Below are 17,906 nucleotides of genomic sequence, written 5' to 3' on the forward strand. Positions count from 1 at the left end.
GCAACGCTGAGTTGAAAAGAAACAGGCTTTAAAGATGAAAATCTAAGGTACTAAGCAGATTCTGGTTGCTTTTTGCGGGGCTTAGTTGTAGTTTTTTTGACTACGGGATAGCGAATTCTACGTTGTCGTGGTTTTCCTGGTTTCCAGCCTGGAGACTTTCCGCGAGGTTTAGGCGAACGGGCAGGAGTACCAATCACCGCAAAAATGCTCCCCATTGCTTGAGCAACTCTGCCAGGAGTCAAATTATCTAATGATTTCTGCCAAGGTAAAGGGTTATCAGCAACGATATCACGAGCCAACCACAATTCCCAAGTCATCACAGGCATGAGGTCACTCCAACGCTCACATTGCTTGGGACTACTCAATTTAGGTAATGTCCAGTGCAAGCGTTGCTTCAAAAAACGATACCAGTGGTCAACAGTAAAACGTCGGAGGTAGAGTTGCCAAACTTCTTCTAGTGGTGGCATTTCTTCCCCCACCCAAGCCAACCATAAAGGTTTTGATATACGTAGGTTGCCTTCTGCATCCAGACGCTCAACTCGAATCAGGGACATTGGGCGTGTCGCAGTTTGACGAAAGTGTAAATTAAACCACAAGCTCACCTTCACCCGTCCCAGTTTAGGATGGTTGACTTCTATACTCTCATTGGCTTCACTCCATGTGAGTGGTTCATTGAGTTTGAATTTGTCACCATGTTTCCTGGGTCGCCCTTTGCCAGAATATGGTGGTGGTGCGCCCCATAAACAAAGATTTGAACGCAAACGTACCAGAATATCTGCTTTGATATTGGTCGTCTTCAACACAAAAGGAGCGCAGCCATACTCACTATCCCAAACTGTAATTGGTCTAGTTGGTAAATGTTCACACACTTGCTGTAGTTGCCAGGTTGCCTTTTGTATCGGGTTTTCCCAACTGCTAATTCGCTCATGTCTCAAAGGTAACGCCCAACTGCCCGAATCCTCTGGTATCCAAGCAATGGTACTATATCCCTGACCAACGGTAATTGGTTTGTTTCCGGCTATGGTGACACTGCTGTGTTCAATTGTCCTCTCCTGCAAAGTTACCGCATCTGGGCGTGACCAAGCTGTGTGGTCGCCTGCTAACAACGGACGGCTCTGCGTTGGCATCTGTTTGATGTATAACTGCATCAATTTTTGTCGCTGTGGTCTGCTATCTTGTAATGCCTCGTAGATGCTTGGCCACTTACGTCTAAATACTGGTGATAGCGATAAATCTGCCAAACTGTAGGCGTTACGAGTCAGCAATATTGCATCCGTCAGTTCAAAAGTCACATCATGCGCTCTACCTAGATATCTGTACGCTGCTTGACGAAATTCTTCTAGTAAGGCACTTTTCATATTGGCAGGTGAGAGTTGGTGGTTCTTCTCTCAGCTTCTGCTAATAGGGGGACTGTGTTCAATCACACCCCTTATTTTTTCCTTTGAGGTCGGCTCTTTAGTCTAAACTCCAGTTGAAAAGATCGCAACGGTATCCAATGAAGCTCAGTTGCGCTCTTACTTTTTGGAGTATGCAGGTGAATTAGTTGGAGCTAGTGCTTGGGGATTGGATTTGCTGGATAGCCGTTTTCAAGTGATTGCGTCAGACTTGTGGGGATTACCTGATACGTTTCGCCATCGCTATCAGGAACTTGGACGAAATGGCGATCGCGTCAGTCAAGTGATGATTCAGCATCAAATTCCAGTTCATACTCTATCAGTACACTCTCTCCAAGATTGGTATCAGAGCGAACTCTATCAATCTGTGTTCCGCATCTATGGAATCGAACATGGTATGGTTGCACCGCTAATCGGCATTGGTCGGTTGCTTGGTGGAATTTATTTTCTGCGTAGTAAAGAGCTTCCCGCCTTTAATGATGGCGATCTAATTCAATTGAGTTCTCTGTGCCAGCATTTATCTGTTCGTTTAGCAACTTTTCGCCTGGCGATCGCCCCATCTTTAGCCAATTGTCTAACACCACGAGAAGTTGATGTTGCCCAATTAGTTGCCCAAGGCTTAAGCAATCGAGAAATCGCTTTGAAGTTACATATCAGTCGCGATGCTGTCAAACAGCTACTCAAGCGGATGTTTCAAAAACTAGACGTTTGTGCCCGTGCTGAAATGGTTGCGAAGTTAAAGGAGTGATTTTACTTGTTTTTACCTTAAATTCTACAAAAAAACTGTAAATCTATGTGCTATATTTCTGCTATAAATTGACGACATTTTTTTATATTTTCAAATTTCAAAAATTAAATATAGATTTATATATTCTTCAAAATATACAAATTATATTTAATTTCTCCAGAAAAACGATACATTTTTATCTTCGATGCTCATTGTCTGTATAGCTATTTGCAAAAATAAAATAGTAATAATATATATAAATTTATGAGTTAATAGGAACCATAAATAATCAGATATTTGGAGTTGAATTATTCAAAATTGTCACAATATATTCATACGAAAGTCAAGCCAGCTTCACACAAATTTCTCTCTTAAGAGCTAGGCTAAAAAATAAATTATTTAGTATGCTAACAGTTAGAGGAACTAATATTAAATTACTCCACTAAAAATCGATCGCAACGATTCTGTGGAAAATACAATATTAGGCAACAAACCCTACCCTTCGGGGAATAGGTGAGGCTCATTGTGATAATTAACTACCAACTAAAAGCAGGCGATCGCTAATGCAGTTGCCTGGTTTCGGCTGACTTTAGTAAAACCAATAACATACCACTACATCTGTCTACTTTCCCTTTCCCCCGATCGTCGATATGCGTTGTTTAATTTCAGTTCAAACGACAAAACCTTTATCTTCAGTTGCTCAAAGCATTCCTCGTTTTTATGGCTTGATTTCAAGAGGACGGTTATGGATACTGGTGCTGGGTTTGACCTACTTGTGTGCTAGTTGTAGTGCAACTGACGCTCAATCAAGTGGCAAGCAAGGAGGTAAAAAGCGAGCTGTGCCGGTGGTGGTTGCCACCGCAACTCAAAAGACTATTCCAGTACAGCTATCGGCTACGGGAACAGCAGAAGCATATTCTACAGTATCTGTCAAGTCCCAAGTAGGTGGGCAACTGACTGGGGTTTATTTTCAGCAGGGACAGAACGTGAAGAAAGGAGACTTGTTATTTAAAATTGATTCTCGTTCCTTGGAAGCAGCGCTGATGCAAGCTAATGCTGCTAAAGCCAAAGATTTAGCCCAGGTGAAACAGGCACAGGCAAATGTGACCAAAGCGATCGCCCAAGTCAACCAAGCAAAAGCGAATGTAGCCAAGGATGTTGCCCAAGCCACAAACGCAGATGTCCAGGCCAAAAGATACAACAGCTTACTCAAGGAAGGGGCAATCAGCAAGGAACAAGCAGATCAGTTCCAGACGACAGCAGATGCTCAACGGGCAACAGTCAATGCAGATCGAAATGGAGTAGCAGATGCCACAGCAGCCGTAGCCGCAGCCCAAGCAGACGTGCAAAATGCCAAAGCAGCAGTAGCAGCAGATGAAGCTGCGATCGCCAATGCTAAAATCCAGCTTTCCTACAGTTCCATCTACTCACCAATTACCGGACGCACAGGTAGCCTGAAGCTCAATCAAGGCAACTTAGTAGAAGCCAACGCCGCCGATCCATTAATTACCATCAGCCAAATCCGCCCGATTTACGTTACCTTTTCCATCCCCCAAAGGTTGCTGCCAGATTTGAAGAAGTACAGTGCTAACGGCAAGTTAGAAGTCAGTGCCATACCTCCAAAAGATACAGGGCATCCGATACAGGGCGAACTCACCTTTGTTGATAGCGGACTCAATACCCAAACAGGCACAATTCAACTAAAAGCCACCTTTACCAACACAGATGAACGCTTAGTTCCAGGGCAGTTTGTCAACGTAGTACTCAAGCTAACCGAAGAACCAAATGTCATCACCGTGCCTTCCCAAGCAGTCCAAACCGGACAGCAAGGGCAATTTGTATTTGTAGTCACACCCGATAAAACAGCCCAAATGCGTCCAGTTACCGTAGGCGACACCATTGGCAACGAAACCGCAATCAAACAAGGGTTGCAACCAGGCGAGCAAATCGTCACCGATGGGCAATTCAATCTAGTACCTGGTGCCACAGTGCAGGTGAAACCGGGAGTAGGCAAAGGGGCAGGGGGCAGGGGGCAGGGTGAGAATAACTCTTAACTCCAGACGCGATTAATCGCGTCTCTACTCTTAACTCCTCATTCCTAACTCCTAACTCCTAACTCCTAACTCAGATGAACATTTCCCAGCTATTCATCCGGCGTCCAATCATGACAACCCTAGTGATGGTTGGCATCTTAATATTTGGGCTGATGAGTTATCAACAGCTACCTGTTAGCGACTTGCCCAACGTGGATTATCCGACACTCCAGGTAACGGCTAGCCTGCCTGGAGGTAGTCCAGAAACGATGGCTTCCTCGGTTGCAACTCCTTTAGAGCAGCAGTTTTCTAGCATAGCCGGATTGAGTTCAATGAACTCTACTAGCTCTTTGGGTAGCACGCAAATTACACTGCAATTTGACCTCAATCGAGATATTGACGGCGCAGCACAAGATGTACAGTCTGCTATTTCTAAAGCAGCGAGGCAGTTGCCGACTAATATGCCTAATCCCCCTTCTTTCCGCAAGGTAAACCCGGCAGATCAACCAGTTCTCTACATCTCTTTAAATTCATCTATTTTGCCGCTTTCAACTGTAGATAAGTACGCCGAAACGCTGTTAGCGCAACGTCTGTCGATGGTGGATGGGGTGGCGCAAGTGCAGGTGTACGGTTCCCAAAAGTACGCGGTCAGGATTCAGCTCGATCCGGAATCATTGAGTGCTAAAGGCATAGGAATCGATGAAGTAGCTGATGCGATCGCTAACGGAAATGTTAACCTACCAACCGGCACACTTTACGGGCAGCAGCAGAACTACACAATTGAAGCCAACGGTCAACTCAACGATGCTGCCAATTATCGCTCCTTAGTTGTAACTTATCAAAACGGCGCACCTGTGCAGTTAGGCGAACTCGGTCAAGTGCTGGACAGCGTGGAAAATGACAAGATTGCCAGTTGGTATTTTCCTACGAAGCAGGGAGTAGGGGAGATGGGGAGATGGGGAGATGGGGAGATGGGGAGACAAGGAGAGAAGTTGGAGCGGAGGTTTCCTCCGCTCCAAACTTCGGAGGACAAGGAGAATAATTCCTCGGTCAAGACTGCCAATGCCCAAATCCAAAATTCTGGCGTGCGGGCGATCGTTTTGGCAATTCAACGCCAACCGGGAACTAATACCGTCGAGGTGGTGGATGCAATTAAGAAACTGTTACCTAGCTTCCAAAAACAGATTCCGGCGGCTGTGAACATGAATATTCTCTACGATCGCTCTCAATCAATTCGCGAATCTGTAGATGATGTACAATTCACGCTGTTACTCACCATCGCTTTGGTAGTACTGGTAATATTTCTATTTCTTCGCAATATCTCAGCTACAGTCATTCCCAGTTTGGCAGTACCGCTGTCAATCGTAGCGACCTTTGCAGTTATGCTGGTGCTGGGCTTTTCACTCGATAACTTGTCGCTGATGGCATTAACTTTATCAGTGGGTTTCGTGGTGGATGATGCCGTAGTCATGCTAGAAAATATTGTCCGCCACATGGAAATGGGTGAGAGCCGCATGGAAGCAGCTCTGAATGGTTCTAGAGAAATTGGTTTCACAATTTTATCAATGACCATTTCCTTGGTAGCAGTATTTATCCCTGTACTATTCATGGAAGGCATTTTAGGGCGACTGTTCCGTGAGTTTGCCATTACCATCAGCGTTGCCATCTTAGTTTCTGGCGTCATTTCCCTAAGCTTAACGCCAATGCTGTGTTCCAGATTCTTGCGTCCACCTCATCATCAGGGGGATGAGGAGCAGAGGAGCAGAGGAGCAGGGGAAGCAGGGGAGGCAGAGGGAGCAGGGGAGGCAGGGGGAGAAATGCCCGATGCCCCATGCCCAATGCCCAATGCCCAAAAAAATTTCCAGACTCGTCTTTACAATATTTCGGAAAGCTTCTTTGATTTGTTGTTGCGGGGATACGATTGGAGTTTGAAGATATCGCTGAAGTATCACCGGACAACAATGGTGATTTCGGCAGCGATTCTTGTAGCGACGGTGTATCTATTTATAGTTGTGCCCAAGGGATTTGTTCCCAACGCTGATGTGGGACAAATTACTGCAACTACTCAAGCATCAGAGGATATCTCCTTTGATGAAATGGTAAAACATCAACAGGCTGTAGCTGCGATCGCTTACCGCGATCCTAATATCGATTCCATTAACTCTAGCGTTGGGGCTGGCGGCCCAAATGCCTCTGCTAATAGCGGACGACTTTTAATTGAACTCAAGCCCCGCCACGAGCGCCATCTCAGTGCCGATGAAATAGTTGAGGAACTGCGACCGAAGTTGTCATCTGTACCTGGAATCAAAGTCTTCTTGCAAAATCCGCCTGCGATCAATATTGGCGGGCAACAAACAAAAGCGCAGTATCAATTTACTCTCCAAAGTCCCAATATTCAAGAGCTTTACCAGTACGCTCCACTTCTAGAAACTCAACTCCGCAACTTGTCAGAGTTACAAGATGTCAACAGCGACCTACAAGTCAAAAATCCCCAAGTCAAAGTAGACATCAACCGCGACCAAGCATCGGCTCTCGGTTTGACTGCCAATCAAATCGAAACTGCCCTCAGTAATGCCTATGGTACTCGACAAGTCTCTACCATCTACGCCTCCGATAGCCAGTATCAAGTGATTATGGGCGTAGAACCAAAATATCAACAAAATTCCCAAGCCCTAGATTTGCTCTCGATTCGCGCCCCCAACGGACAACTCGTACCTTTAAATGCTGTAACAACTTTGACCAAGGATGTAGGGCCGCTCACCATTAACCATAAAGGGCAGCTAGCCTCTGTTACCTTCTCTTTTAACCTCAAACCGGGAATATCTCTAAGTAGTGTCACGGGAAAAATTGAAGAGATTGCCCGGAAAACACTACCAACTAGTATTAGTACAGCGTTTCAGGGTTCAGCCCAGGCGTTCCAGTCTTCAATTCAGGGTTTAGGAATGCTACTGTTGGTTGCCATTTTCGTAATTTATATTGTTTTGGGAATTCTCTACGAGAACTTTATTCACCCCTTGACCATTCTTTCTAGCTTACCTTCTGCTGGGTTTGGGGCACTGCTGACTTTGCTACTGTTTCAAGTTGACTTGAATATTTACGCCTTCGTGGGCATTATTTTGCTGGTTGGCATTGTCAAGAAAAATGGGATCATGATGGTTGACTTTGCAATTGAAGCTCGTCACAATGGCAAAACTCCTTATGATGCTATTTATCAAGCCTGCTTGGTGAGATTTCGCCCAATCATGATGACCACAATGGCAGCATTGATGGGCACATTACCCATCGCCCTTGGTTTGGGAGCCGGAGCAGATACACGCCGTCCCCTTGGTTTAGCAGTAGTTGGCGGGTTACTGTTCTCGCAGTTTCTCACACTTTATTTAACGCCGGTTTTTTACACATATATGGAATCGTGGCAAACAAAGTTACAAAAGCACACCTGGCAAAAACATTAAGGCAACTCCACGAAATCAAAACGGCCCTAGTGTTTGCAATGGGCTAAAGTGAGGAGTAACGAAAAACTAGGCTTTTCACTCCCCTTTCCTTGAATAGGGGCACAACATTTTTGTGCCCTTACAAATAATTAATGTGTCGCAAACATTATTTAAATCGGTATAAATTACTGAATAAAAATCAAAAATATAGTTAGTTTTAAATAATAATTATGAGAATATTGTTCGCATTTCAGCTATCTAAGATAGAGCTTGGCGAATAGGAATTTGGATTATGAACTTGGTTTTTATCCCCGGTGTAGACTCACAATAGATTTTGCCACGGTGTTTTTGGGTAACAATTTGATAGCTGATCGAAAGCCCCAATCCAGTGCCTTTGCCAATGGGTTTGGTAGTGAAAAAAGGCTCAAACAGACGAGAAGAGATATTTTCTGGAATGCCAGGGCCGTTATCGGCAATGCTGATAGCGATCGCTTGGTTTGGTAGGTGTTCAGTCCGAATAGAGATTGTGCTGGGATTGGCTAGGATATCTTCAAGGGTGCGCTGGCGATCGCGCTGTTCTAAAGCATCAATGGCATTGCACAAAATATTCATAAATACTTGATTGAGTTGGCTGGGATGGCATTCTACATTGGGCAATTGTCCATAGTCTCGTAAGATTTGAATTCCAGGATGCTCAGGACTTGCTTTGAGGCGATGTTGTAAAATTAACAGAGTGCTTTCGATACCTTCATGCAAATCAACTATATGCGTTCCTAATTCATCCAAGCGAGAAAAGTTACGTAAGGAAACAACGAGTTGCCGGATGCGATCGCTCCCCAATTTTAAGGAATTCATTAGCTTGGGCAAATCTGTTTGTAAATAGTCGATATCCACTTCGTCCATCCAGTTTTGAATTTGGGGATGAGGTTGAGGATGGCATTGACGATACAACTCAATAAAATTCAACAAATCCTCGATGTGTTCTTTAGCGGGAGCAAGATTAGAGTGAATAAAGGTCACGGGATTATTGATTTCGTGGGCGACACCTGCCATCATTTGACCGAGTGAAGACATTTTTTCGCTTTGGACTAGATGTACCTGTGTCTGCTTGAGGTTGTCTAGTGCTTGGGAGAGTTGGGCGGTTTGTTGGTGTAAAGATTTTTGCGATTCACGTAGTTGTAGGTGTACCCGAATTCGGGCTAAGGCTTCTTCATGTTGGATGGGCTTGGTAATGTAATCTACTGCACCCAAACTCAGTCCTTTTACTTTATCTACTGAGTCTGAAAGCGCAGTCATAAAAATTACCGGAATTTCACGGGTGGCACAGTCGGCTTTCAGGCGCTGGCAAGTTTCAAAGCCATCGATTCCGGGCATCATCACATCCAGCAGAATGATATCAGGGTGATAAGATTGGACGCGTTGCAGGGCAGCTTCTCCACTTTTGGCGATCGCTACCCGATAACCAATCTCACTCAACACATCGAACAACACTTGAATGTTAGTAGGGTTATCATCCACTACCAAAATGGTTCCGCTTGCGGCTGTCATCTCAACGGGCATACCTTAACTCCTCAACATGCGATCGATAAAAAATATTAAGTAAGCAAACATAATTGAAATGTAAAATCCAAACCAGCGAAACCTTTTACCATCCAGGTTTTACCCCCTGCCCCTCTGCCCCCCTGCCTCCCCTGCCCCTACCTCCTACTCAAATATGCGGTGCTAATAAATTGAGAATGGCTTCGTCGTCAAACTTCTGGCTGAGTTCCAGCAGCTTATTGGCAAAGGGGGCATACTGGGGATTGAGTTGCTTAAGGCGGTTAGCTTCTTGCTGGATATCACTCATAAAGCCATCTTGGGCTGCTTGATAAAGAGTAGCTAGTTCCTGCGATGACGGCATCACCAGATCCACTGGACTCAAAGCTTCAGCAGACACTTCTGCTTCTTGGGGCGTAGTTTCGTAAATCCATTGCAACTCTAGATGGCGTTGCAATTCCCCCAGCAAGCCAGTAAACTCGATTGGTTTTGGAAAAAAGCTGCTGCAACCGGCATCCATCGCTTGCTGCATATCCACTTGGGACAAGCTGGCAGGACAAGCAATAATGGGGGTGAGTGCAAAATCTGGTAACTGACGCAGGCGACGAGTCATTTCCAGCCCATTCATATTTGACATCATCACATCGGTAATAATCAAATCCGGGCGCATCTGGAGTGCTAAATCCAGTCCGGCTTGTCCATCATCAGCTTGGGCGAGTTTGAAGCCTAAAGGTGCTAGCATTCCCATGACAACAGCGCGGTTCTCTAGGCGATCGTCAATGACTAGGATTTTTTGCCGTTCGCCTTGGTAGCCAATCACCTTTTGATTACTAGATACAGGTTCGGCCAGCCAATCGCTAGCAGGCACATCCACCTCAAACCAGAAGTTGCTGCCTTTGCCTGGTGTGCTGTTAACTTGAATGGAACTACCCATCATTTGAACAATTTGCTGGCTGATTGCTAACCCCAATCCAGTACCTTCGCTGTTGCGATCGCGTTTTCCAGCCTGTTCAAAGGGCAAAAAAATCGATTGCAACTTTTCCTTGGGGACGCCGATGCCTGTATCTTCTACCTGGAAGCGAATTCTAGTTGATGTTTGGGTTGTTTGTTGATTTGCGACTGCCTCAACTGTAAACGTGACACTGCCAAAATCAGTAAATTTAACTGCATTGCCCAACAGATTCAGCAGTACTTGTCGCAGGCGTTTGTCATCAGCATATACGGCGGTGGGCAGGTGGGCGGGGTGGTAGTGGAAGGCAATACCCTTTTGTTCGGCTTTGATGCGGCAGATTTCTACTGTGGTAGTGAGGAAGTTGCCAAAGTGGAAATCCTGGGGATAGAGATCCATTTTTTGCGCTTCCAGTTTTGAGAGATCGAGAATGTCATTTATTAAGGTCAGCAGGTGAGAACCACACTGATAAATTACGCCTAATCCCTTGTGCTGTTTGGGGGTGGTGGCGGGGTCGCGCTGGAGGATCTGGGCATAGCCCAAAATGCCGTTGAGTGGGGTTCGCAGTTCGTGGTTCATGTTGGCGAGAAATTCGCTTTTGGTGCGATTGGCGGCTTCTGCTGCTTCTTTTGCCTGTAATATCTCTAGTTCTGCGGACTTGCGATCGCTAATATCGTTGTTAATTTCCAGTTGCCTATAGGACTCTCCTTTAGGATCGCGCTGTAGCGTCCAGCGACTTGCTACAATGATTTGCCGGCCGTCACGAGTGATGTGGTGTAGTTCCCCTTCCCAATGTCCCAGTTCTAAAAACTCGCTCAAGACCCTTTCTAAAGGTTTAGGAAATTCTGTTTGCAGGAATGTGTGAATGTACTGCCCAATAACTTCTTCTCTTTTCCAACCGTAGAGGATTTCTGCGCCACGATTCCAATAGATAATTCGGTCATCCATGTCTCGAATGATAATACTGTCGCTAGCTGAGTCGAGAATGTCTAAAGTTTGACGCAGTATTTGTTCGGCTTGCTTGCGTTCGGTAATATCTGTGTTAGCACCTACCCATTCTCGAATGCTGTTATCTGGATTCAAAATCGGTATGCCACGGACATTGAAGTAGCGATATTCACCGTCATAACGCTGAATCCGAGTCTCAGCTTCATAGATAATGCGTTTGGCAAGTGCTGTTGACCATGCTTTATGAGTGCGTTCTCGATCTTCGGGATGTATCATATTTAGCCATCCCCAACCCTGGATTTCTTCAACAGTCTGTCCTGTAAAAGCTCGCCATTGTGGTTGGTCTGTAACAAATGCGCCTTCAGCATCGGTAGTCCAAACAATTTGTGATGTTGCTTCAATTAGCGAACGGAATCGTTCTTCGCTTTGCTGTAGTACTAGTTCTACTTGTTTGCGTTCGCTAATATTGCGGAACACGACTACTCCACCTTTCAAGACACCATTGACATCTTTGAGTGGTCTACTACTAGCTGTCAACCAGACGCCCTCTGAGGCTTGGCGATCGCGAGCAAATATTTCCATATTGTCTACCTCTTCACCCCGTAAAGCCCGCACTAAGGGAATTTGCTTTGTTGGAATCGGAGTCACTCGATCGGGTTGAAATAGCCCATATTCTTCAGTCCAACTTTTTTGTTGAGCATTGATTATTTCGATGCCAAACATCTTTTTGGCAACAGGGTTAAAAATCACCAATTGACCATTTTCATCTGCAACAATTAGGCCATCGCTCATACTATCGAGGATTGATTGCATCAGATTAGTCTGGTCTTGGAATATCTGATTGCTCTTTTGGAGGTCAGTTTCTGCCTGATTCCGTTTTACGGTTTCTCTAACAATCAGGTGGTAAGTCCACATAATAATCCCCAGGTTGAGGATAATGCCTGCCAAAAATGTCATTATCGCCTGGATAGCGGCGCTGGTGGCAGCTTGTTGTTTCTCCCGCAACCCGACGATTTCGATCGCTTCTATCTCCTGGATGGGCAACGTTACTTCGTTGAGCAGTCGCGTTGGCGTTCGATCGATGGCGGCATCTAATCCCTTGCTTTGCCTGAGTTCAATGCCTTGCCGCAATTGTTTTAGACGAACGAAGATCGATGCTTTGAGTTTTTCAACGTGCGCTTGTTGGTTGAGATGATTTTGCAGCGAGGTTTCTAACTGCCGTATTTCTCGATCGACATCAATCATTCTCAGCCCAAACACGTTAACGGCATCTTTCTTGCCCGTCAGCAGGTATTGTCGCTGCATATTCTCAGCGTCTTTGAAAGCACTGTCCAAGGATTTGAGACTCCGCAGGTTTTCTAAATGTCGAGTAATTTGGCGGTTAGTTTCTAAAGTCCGGTTGGCGCTCCAAAATGCCACACCACTGACGGTCAAGGCAAAGAAGGTGGTTGCTCCCAATCCTCCAGCAACGCTTTTGAGAAAATTTGATGATTGCTTCATGGTTACGTCTTCTTGTCTAAATTCCTGCTACCTATGACACCAGAGGGCGTAGTCCATACTTTGGAAATGCTGCTTTGACGCGATCGCTACTTAAAAAGTCCAGGTAAGTCTGCATTTCTTGAGTATGGGTAGACCTTTTAACAACGGCGGCAACAGCTCGAATCGGTTTATAGAGATCGGTTGATGCGGTGGCTAATACCTTGACTTTGGTAGAAGTTTTGGCTTCGGAGAGGAAAGTGATGCCCACCTGTGCCTCTTGTCGCTCGACAGCTATTAACACTTCCCGCACGTCTACTTCTGTCAGGAGTGCTTTTGACTCCACAATCTGAGCAATTCCTAAGCGATTCAAAATATCGCGGGTATACTTGCCAACAGCCGGGCCCTTGCCGCCCATTGCTACAGTTTTGATGCGATCGCTTGCTAACTCTCGGAAGTCAGAAAGCTTCACGGCTGAATCCACAGGGGCAATGACGACAATATCGGTAGTCACCAATTCTTTGCGGCTTGCAGGCAGAATTAGCCCTTTGGCTTGCAGGCGATCGAGTGGGGGAATCTCTGCCAATAAAATCCCATCAAAGGCTTCTCCTTGCTCGATCGCTGTTTCGATCGCTCTGGTTCCAGCAAAGCTATAGTTGACTACGACATTGGGGTGTTCCTGCTGATACAGTCGATCCAGCTCCTCCACCGCACCGCGCATCATGCCTGCCGCAGCAAAATTTAAGTTAACTACCTGAGTCGGCGCGACAGAACAACTTTCCAACCAGAACACAAAAATCAACGATATCAAGCACAATGCCATCCACCGCAAGTGTTTCATACTATATTCCTGAAAACTTGCTATTTAGTATTCCCACGCAGGCAAACTGCTTAACAGCAACTCCCTTCTACTTAGGATTTATTCTTTAATTTTTATTAAAAACTTGCTTAACTGTCTTAACTGTCTTATCTGTCCTTGCATTTTAATAATTAAAGTCAGAAGATAACCTCAACGGTAAATGGTTCCAGTAAAAATACTGGTATCAATCAAAATACAAAAACAGTTGGATTATGAAGAATGTAATTATCAAACTAGTGGTTGTAGCTAGTGTTGTGCTGTCTGTTGTCTTTTCATGGCCAGTAACCCCTGCTTTTGCTTTTAATTTCAGCAGTGCCAATATCCTAATGACAACAACTACTGGTGAATCTGTAGATAATACAGTTTACAAAGTTGTAGTAAATTATGAGGAGATGTATTCGATATGGCCAGCTGATAGAGAACTTCCCCTTGGCTGGAAAGATGCTGGCAAAACTGGCTCGAAAGAAGAGTGTTTGGCTTACATCGAAGAAGTTTGGACTGATATGAGACCGCTTAGCCTTCGCAAGAGAATGGAAGAAGATGCGCGTAATTATTAAGGAATTTCCCACCTTATAATTCCAAATACTCACAATCCATCTACGCATTAACAGGTTTACGCACAAAATTGTTGGTAGAGACGTTGCAATTGCAATGTCTCTACATTTGTTTATTAAGTATAAAATATAACTATAAAAAACCAAAAACCTGGTCGGGGTTGACCAGGTTTTATCGAGTTTACAGGTTTCAAATTGTTAAACTAATTAACTAACAGAAGGTTAATAACTAAGGTGGACTAGATAACTAGCAAACTTCGCATTTCTACGTTTTTCCGTTTTAGGATTTGGCATTGTCTTTGACAATTAGACTTTTCGCCACTTGTATATTGATATGCGAAAATTTACTTGGGTTGATGACAGGGGACACTAAGTCATTACCCTTATTTGTTTGGTTTTGCTTTGTTTCGTGTCCTACTATTTAAGTTATCACTAAGTTCCTCAGTTGCAACCCTGAGTTTACTAAAGTTGACGTTTTGTTAGGTTTTGCAATCTGGTAGTGGAAGCTCGATCCCTAACGGTGTTTTTAAGAGAGTTAAAGGGATCTGCCAAAGTTAGACTTGCTAAATCGATACTGTATGTCAAAAATCCCACATAATTGGATTGTTATCTAAGCGATCGCTAACAATGCGTCCAATAGCATCAATTTCTGTCAATTCGTCAGCAGAAAGTTGAATTTCGGCGGCTAAAGCGTTATCTTGTGCTTGTTCGGGATAACGCGCCCCGCCTATAGCATTTGTTTGAGGTTGAGCAATTAACCAGGCCAAAGCTAACTGAGCAAGGCTACAATTATGAAGGAGGGCTATAGGACGCAGTTTTTCCAGCGCTTGTTGGGCACGTTCAAAGTTTTCGCCTTGAAACAGTTTATTCGCAGCACGGTTATCTGCCGGGTCAAATTTATGACCGCCCGCAAATTTCCCTGTCAGCAATCCCTGTGCTAGAGGCGAATAAGCAAGGATAGAAATATTGTGTTCAATACAATAAGGCTGTGCATCTTTTTCTACCTGTCTCCAAAATAGAGAATAAGGTGGTTGTAAGCTATCAATACGTCCATAATTTGCGGCTTCTGCTAACTGGGCGCGAGAAAAATTAGAAACCCCAATCGCTCGAATTTTACCTTGTTCTTTGAGGAAGTTGAGAGCGCTCATAGTTTCTTCGATGGGTACTATTTCACTATTGAAAGCGCCGGAGGGCCAATGAATTTGGTAAAGGTCGATGTAATCAGTTTTTAGGTTTGTCAGGGAACGTTCACAAGCCTCGATTACTTGTTCGTACTTGAGATGGTTGGCGAAAACTTTGGTGGCATATTCCACCTGATGACGGACATCAGATAAAGCTTCAGCTACAATCTTTTCAGAATGTCCTTGACCGTAAACTTCAGCAGTATCAATTGTTGTGATACCAGCTTCAAATGCTGCTCGAATTGTTTTAATAGAGTCAGCATCCTCAATTCCCACCCACATTCTTTTACCTGCTTGCCAAGTTCCCATAAGAATAGGTGTGATTTGTACTTGGGAAGTACCTAGCGATCGCTTTTCCATAACTGCTTCCTAACCTAATTCATTTCTCTGGACAGTTTCAATACTTTATCGGTCTTAGCTTGAAATTAAATCAGAATTACAGTAGATGTGATGGAATTGACTAGAACTTTTCACGCTCTCAAAGAATGGGCAACCGCCGTAAATGCCTTGGAGGCGGGCAAAACAATTATGTTGCTTCGCAAAGGCGGTATCCACGAACGAAATGGACATTTCCAAGTTGCCCACAAACAGATTTTGCTTTATCCTACTTACGAACATCAACAATCTTTCATGCTCAAAGCTGAGTATGCCAATGATGTTTATCCAGTAACGTCAGGCTGGCATCCAGAAACAATTCGCATCGGTAGTTGGGCTGAAATTACAGATATTTTGCCAGTTAGTGACGAGTCTATTGTCAACGCCTTACTTCCTTTCCACATTTGGAACGAGCATTTTATTAGCGATCGCCTCAAATGGAAACCACGTCAACCCCTATATATTCTGCTCTTACGAACTTATAAATTACATCAAGAGCAACAAATTGCCTATTATGCTAAATACGGCGGTTGTAAGTCATGGATTGATTTAGACCAACCAATTGATTTACAAGGAACAGAACCAGTTTTATCTGACTTTGCATACACTCAATTAGTAGAGACAATTCGGGGAATTGTTGGCGATAAATTGTATGCGCCATCGTTGTAATTAACCAAATTGTAGGCGATTGAGTACAATTTTTTCTGGAATGCGATCGAGTGCGACTGATAGCAGCATAAGAATGGATTTAGGAATCAAACCGATCCATTCAATTATTCTCTAAGTCGCTACTCATTTAATTAGACTTGGTAAATTAGTTGAGTCTATTAACCAGCAGGAGTTATAAAAATATTTGCTGCACTCAAAGCTAAACCTGAAGAAAGCTGTGCAAATTGGAATTGAGCCATATCGCCGGCTCCATCGTAATCAAAAGAGAGAATTCCTGTACTACTGTTGTAGATAAATCGGTCATCATAATCAATCGCTTGCGAACCTGTTACAAAGCGATCGCTGCTTAAAGTACCCCAAGGTAATCCAGAGCCAAATGGGGAGCTAAAATATATTGTGTCTTCTAAAACATTGAAATCTTGAATAGTATCAATACCAGCATCCGATCTATAGTAAAACTTAAAAGAGTCTAGTCCGCTTCCTCCAGTTAAAGTATCATTTCCACCTTGACCTTCAAGGTAATCGTTTCCTACTCCGCCAAAAAGTTGGTCATTACCACTTTGACCGTAAAGATCGCCATAAAGATTGTCATTGCCATCTCCTCCATCGAGATAGTCATTGCCTAATTCTCCAGATAAGATATCATTGTCTGCTTCACCATAAAGAGCGTCATCTCCATCGCCTCCATTAAGGGAATCAGTACCAAAGTATCCTAATAAAACATCATTACCTGCATCCCCAAAAAGTCGATCGTTACCATTCCAGCCATCTAAATTATCGTTACCAGATGCACCGCGAAGAGTGTCATCGCCGTTATCTCCAAATAAGAAATTGTTTGCTTCATTGCCAATAATTAAGTTATTGAGTTGATTACCATTTCCCCTAACAGTTAATCCTATTAATTGTAAATTTTCTACATTTGCTCCTAAGGTATAATCAACGTTTGCACGAACGGTATCAATTCCCTCGTTAGCATTTTCTATTACAATGTCATTGTTATAGTAAGAAAGACTAGAAACAATATAAGTGTCATCTCCGACACCCCCATACATATAATTGTAGCCATCGCCTCCATCAAGGTAATCATTGCCAGCGCCCCCGTAGAGACTATCGTTACCTCCTTCACCATAAAGGCGATCGTTTTGATCGCCTCCATCAAGAAGATCGTTTCCATACCAGCCAAATAAGGTGTCTTCACCCGATCCACCAAATAGCCGATCGTTTCCTTCGCCACCGTCTAACGAATCATTACCACCACCACCATTCAAGGTATCATTGCCGCTATAACCATACATTTGATCGTTATATACTGTTCCTTGAAGGTTATCATCACCAATTCTAATACCCCCAAATATAAACAGTTCAGAACCTTTAATAATTGCCATATTTAGAACTCTTAAACAACTTCGAGTTTGAATATAGAAATTAATCGGGTAAAACTAGGGTAAATGAAAAAATAAGAGATATCTAATGAAGATGAGCAACTGTTATATACTCATATACAAGTTTGTTACAGGACTTATGCACAGGTAATACCAATTCAAATAATGTTTGCGACACATCAATTATCCGTAAGGGCATAACATTGTTCATACATGTCAACTTAACGTGAAACGTTTGTCATGACATAGTTTTGAATTCACTCATTCAATATCACGATCCGCGTTACCCCACCCCGATTTTGTCTAAAGCCAAAATCACCCCTCCCCTTGGCAAGGGGAGGGGTTGGGGGTGGGGTAAAACGATTGTGAGGCAAGAGTTTTAGCTTAAGTTG

11 protein-coding genes are annotated in these 17,906 nt (G+C 43.9%); 5 read left to right on the forward strand and 6 right to left on the reverse strand.

What is annotated here, in order from left to right; all coding sequences use genetic code 11:
- Positions 1-50 precede the first annotated feature (50 nt).
- The gene (locus tag NSTC745_RS09735; protein ID WP_445632291.1) at positions 51-1,358 is read right to left on the reverse strand and encodes an NF041680 family putative transposase; all 1,308 of its coding nucleotides are present in this window, start codon (positions 1,356-1,358) and stop codon (positions 51-53) included.
- A 163-nt stretch (positions 1,359-1,521) separates the two neighbouring features.
- Here NSTC745_RS09735 and NSTC745_RS09740 point away from each other — a divergent pair, with 163 nt between their 5' ends.
- From NSTC745_RS09740 to NSTC745_RS09750, 3 genes are all read left to right on the forward strand, one after another.
- The gene (locus NSTC745_RS09740) at positions 1,522-2,142 is read left to right on the forward strand and encodes a helix-turn-helix transcriptional regulator (RefSeq protein ID WP_445636968.1); all 621 of its coding nucleotides are present in this window, start codon (positions 1,522-1,524) and stop codon (positions 2,140-2,142) included.
- Between the two features lie 629 nt (positions 2,143-2,771).
- Positions 2,772-4,175 carry an efflux RND transporter periplasmic adaptor subunit gene (locus tag NSTC745_RS09745; RefSeq protein WP_445636969.1) on the forward strand — a complete coding sequence of 468 codons (1,404 nt, stop codon included), beginning with the start codon at positions 2,772-2,774 and terminating at the stop codon, positions 4,173-4,175.
- Between the two features lie 74 nt (positions 4,176-4,249).
- Positions 4,250-7,606: an efflux RND transporter permease subunit gene (locus NSTC745_RS09750; protein WP_445636970.1), complete on the forward strand. Its 3,357-nt coding sequence runs from the start codon at positions 4,250-4,252 to the stop codon at positions 7,604-7,606.
- Between the two features lie 237 nt (positions 7,607-7,843).
- On the opposite strand, the gene NSTC745_RS09755 is transcribed toward NSTC745_RS09750, so the two are convergent.
- The 3 genes from NSTC745_RS09755 to modA form a co-directional block, all read right to left on the reverse strand.
- Positions 7,844-9,145, reverse strand: coding sequence for a sensor histidine kinase (locus tag NSTC745_RS09755; protein ID WP_445636971.1), 1,302 nt, complete (start codon positions 9,143-9,145; stop codon positions 7,844-7,846).
- Positions 9,146-9,293: 148 nt separating this feature from the next.
- Positions 9,294-12,518, reverse strand: coding sequence for a PAS domain S-box protein (locus tag NSTC745_RS09760; protein ID WP_445636972.1), 3,225 nt, complete (start codon positions 12,516-12,518; stop codon positions 9,294-9,296).
- A gap of 31 nt (positions 12,519-12,549) precedes the next feature.
- Positions 12,550-13,335, reverse strand: a complete 786-nt coding sequence (modA, locus tag NSTC745_RS09765; RefSeq protein ID WP_445636973.1) for a molybdate ABC transporter substrate-binding protein — start codon at positions 13,333-13,335, stop codon at positions 12,550-12,552.
- 344 nt (positions 13,336-13,679) lie between these two features.
- Between modA and NSTC745_RS09770 the strand changes: the two genes are divergently transcribed.
- Complete coding sequence (locus NSTC745_RS09770; protein WP_445638568.1) at positions 13,680-13,910, forward strand: MbtH family protein; 231 nt, start codon at positions 13,680-13,682, stop codon at positions 13,908-13,910.
- Positions 13,911-14,488: 578 nt separating this feature from the next.
- Here the strand turns inward: NSTC745_RS09770 and NSTC745_RS09775 are convergent.
- Positions 14,489-15,448: an aldo/keto reductase gene (locus NSTC745_RS09775; protein WP_445636974.1), complete on the reverse strand. Its 960-nt coding sequence runs from the start codon at positions 15,446-15,448 to the stop codon at positions 14,489-14,491.
- A 90-nt stretch (positions 15,449-15,538) separates the two neighbouring features.
- Here NSTC745_RS09775 and NSTC745_RS09780 point away from each other — a divergent pair, with 90 nt between their 5' ends.
- The gene (locus NSTC745_RS09780) at positions 15,539-16,132 is read left to right on the forward strand and encodes a DUF1802 family protein (protein WP_445636975.1); all 594 of its coding nucleotides are present in this window, start codon (positions 15,539-15,541) and stop codon (positions 16,130-16,132) included.
- 158 nt (positions 16,133-16,290) lie between these two features.
- On the opposite strand, the gene NSTC745_RS09785 is transcribed toward NSTC745_RS09780, so the two are convergent.
- Positions 16,291-17,517, reverse strand: coding sequence for a calcium-binding protein (locus tag NSTC745_RS09785; RefSeq protein ID WP_445636976.1), 1,227 nt, complete (start codon positions 17,515-17,517; stop codon positions 16,291-16,293).
- Positions 17,518-17,906: the final 389 nt, after the last annotated feature.

Source organism: Nostoc sp. DSM 114161 (genome assembly GCF_052692665.1).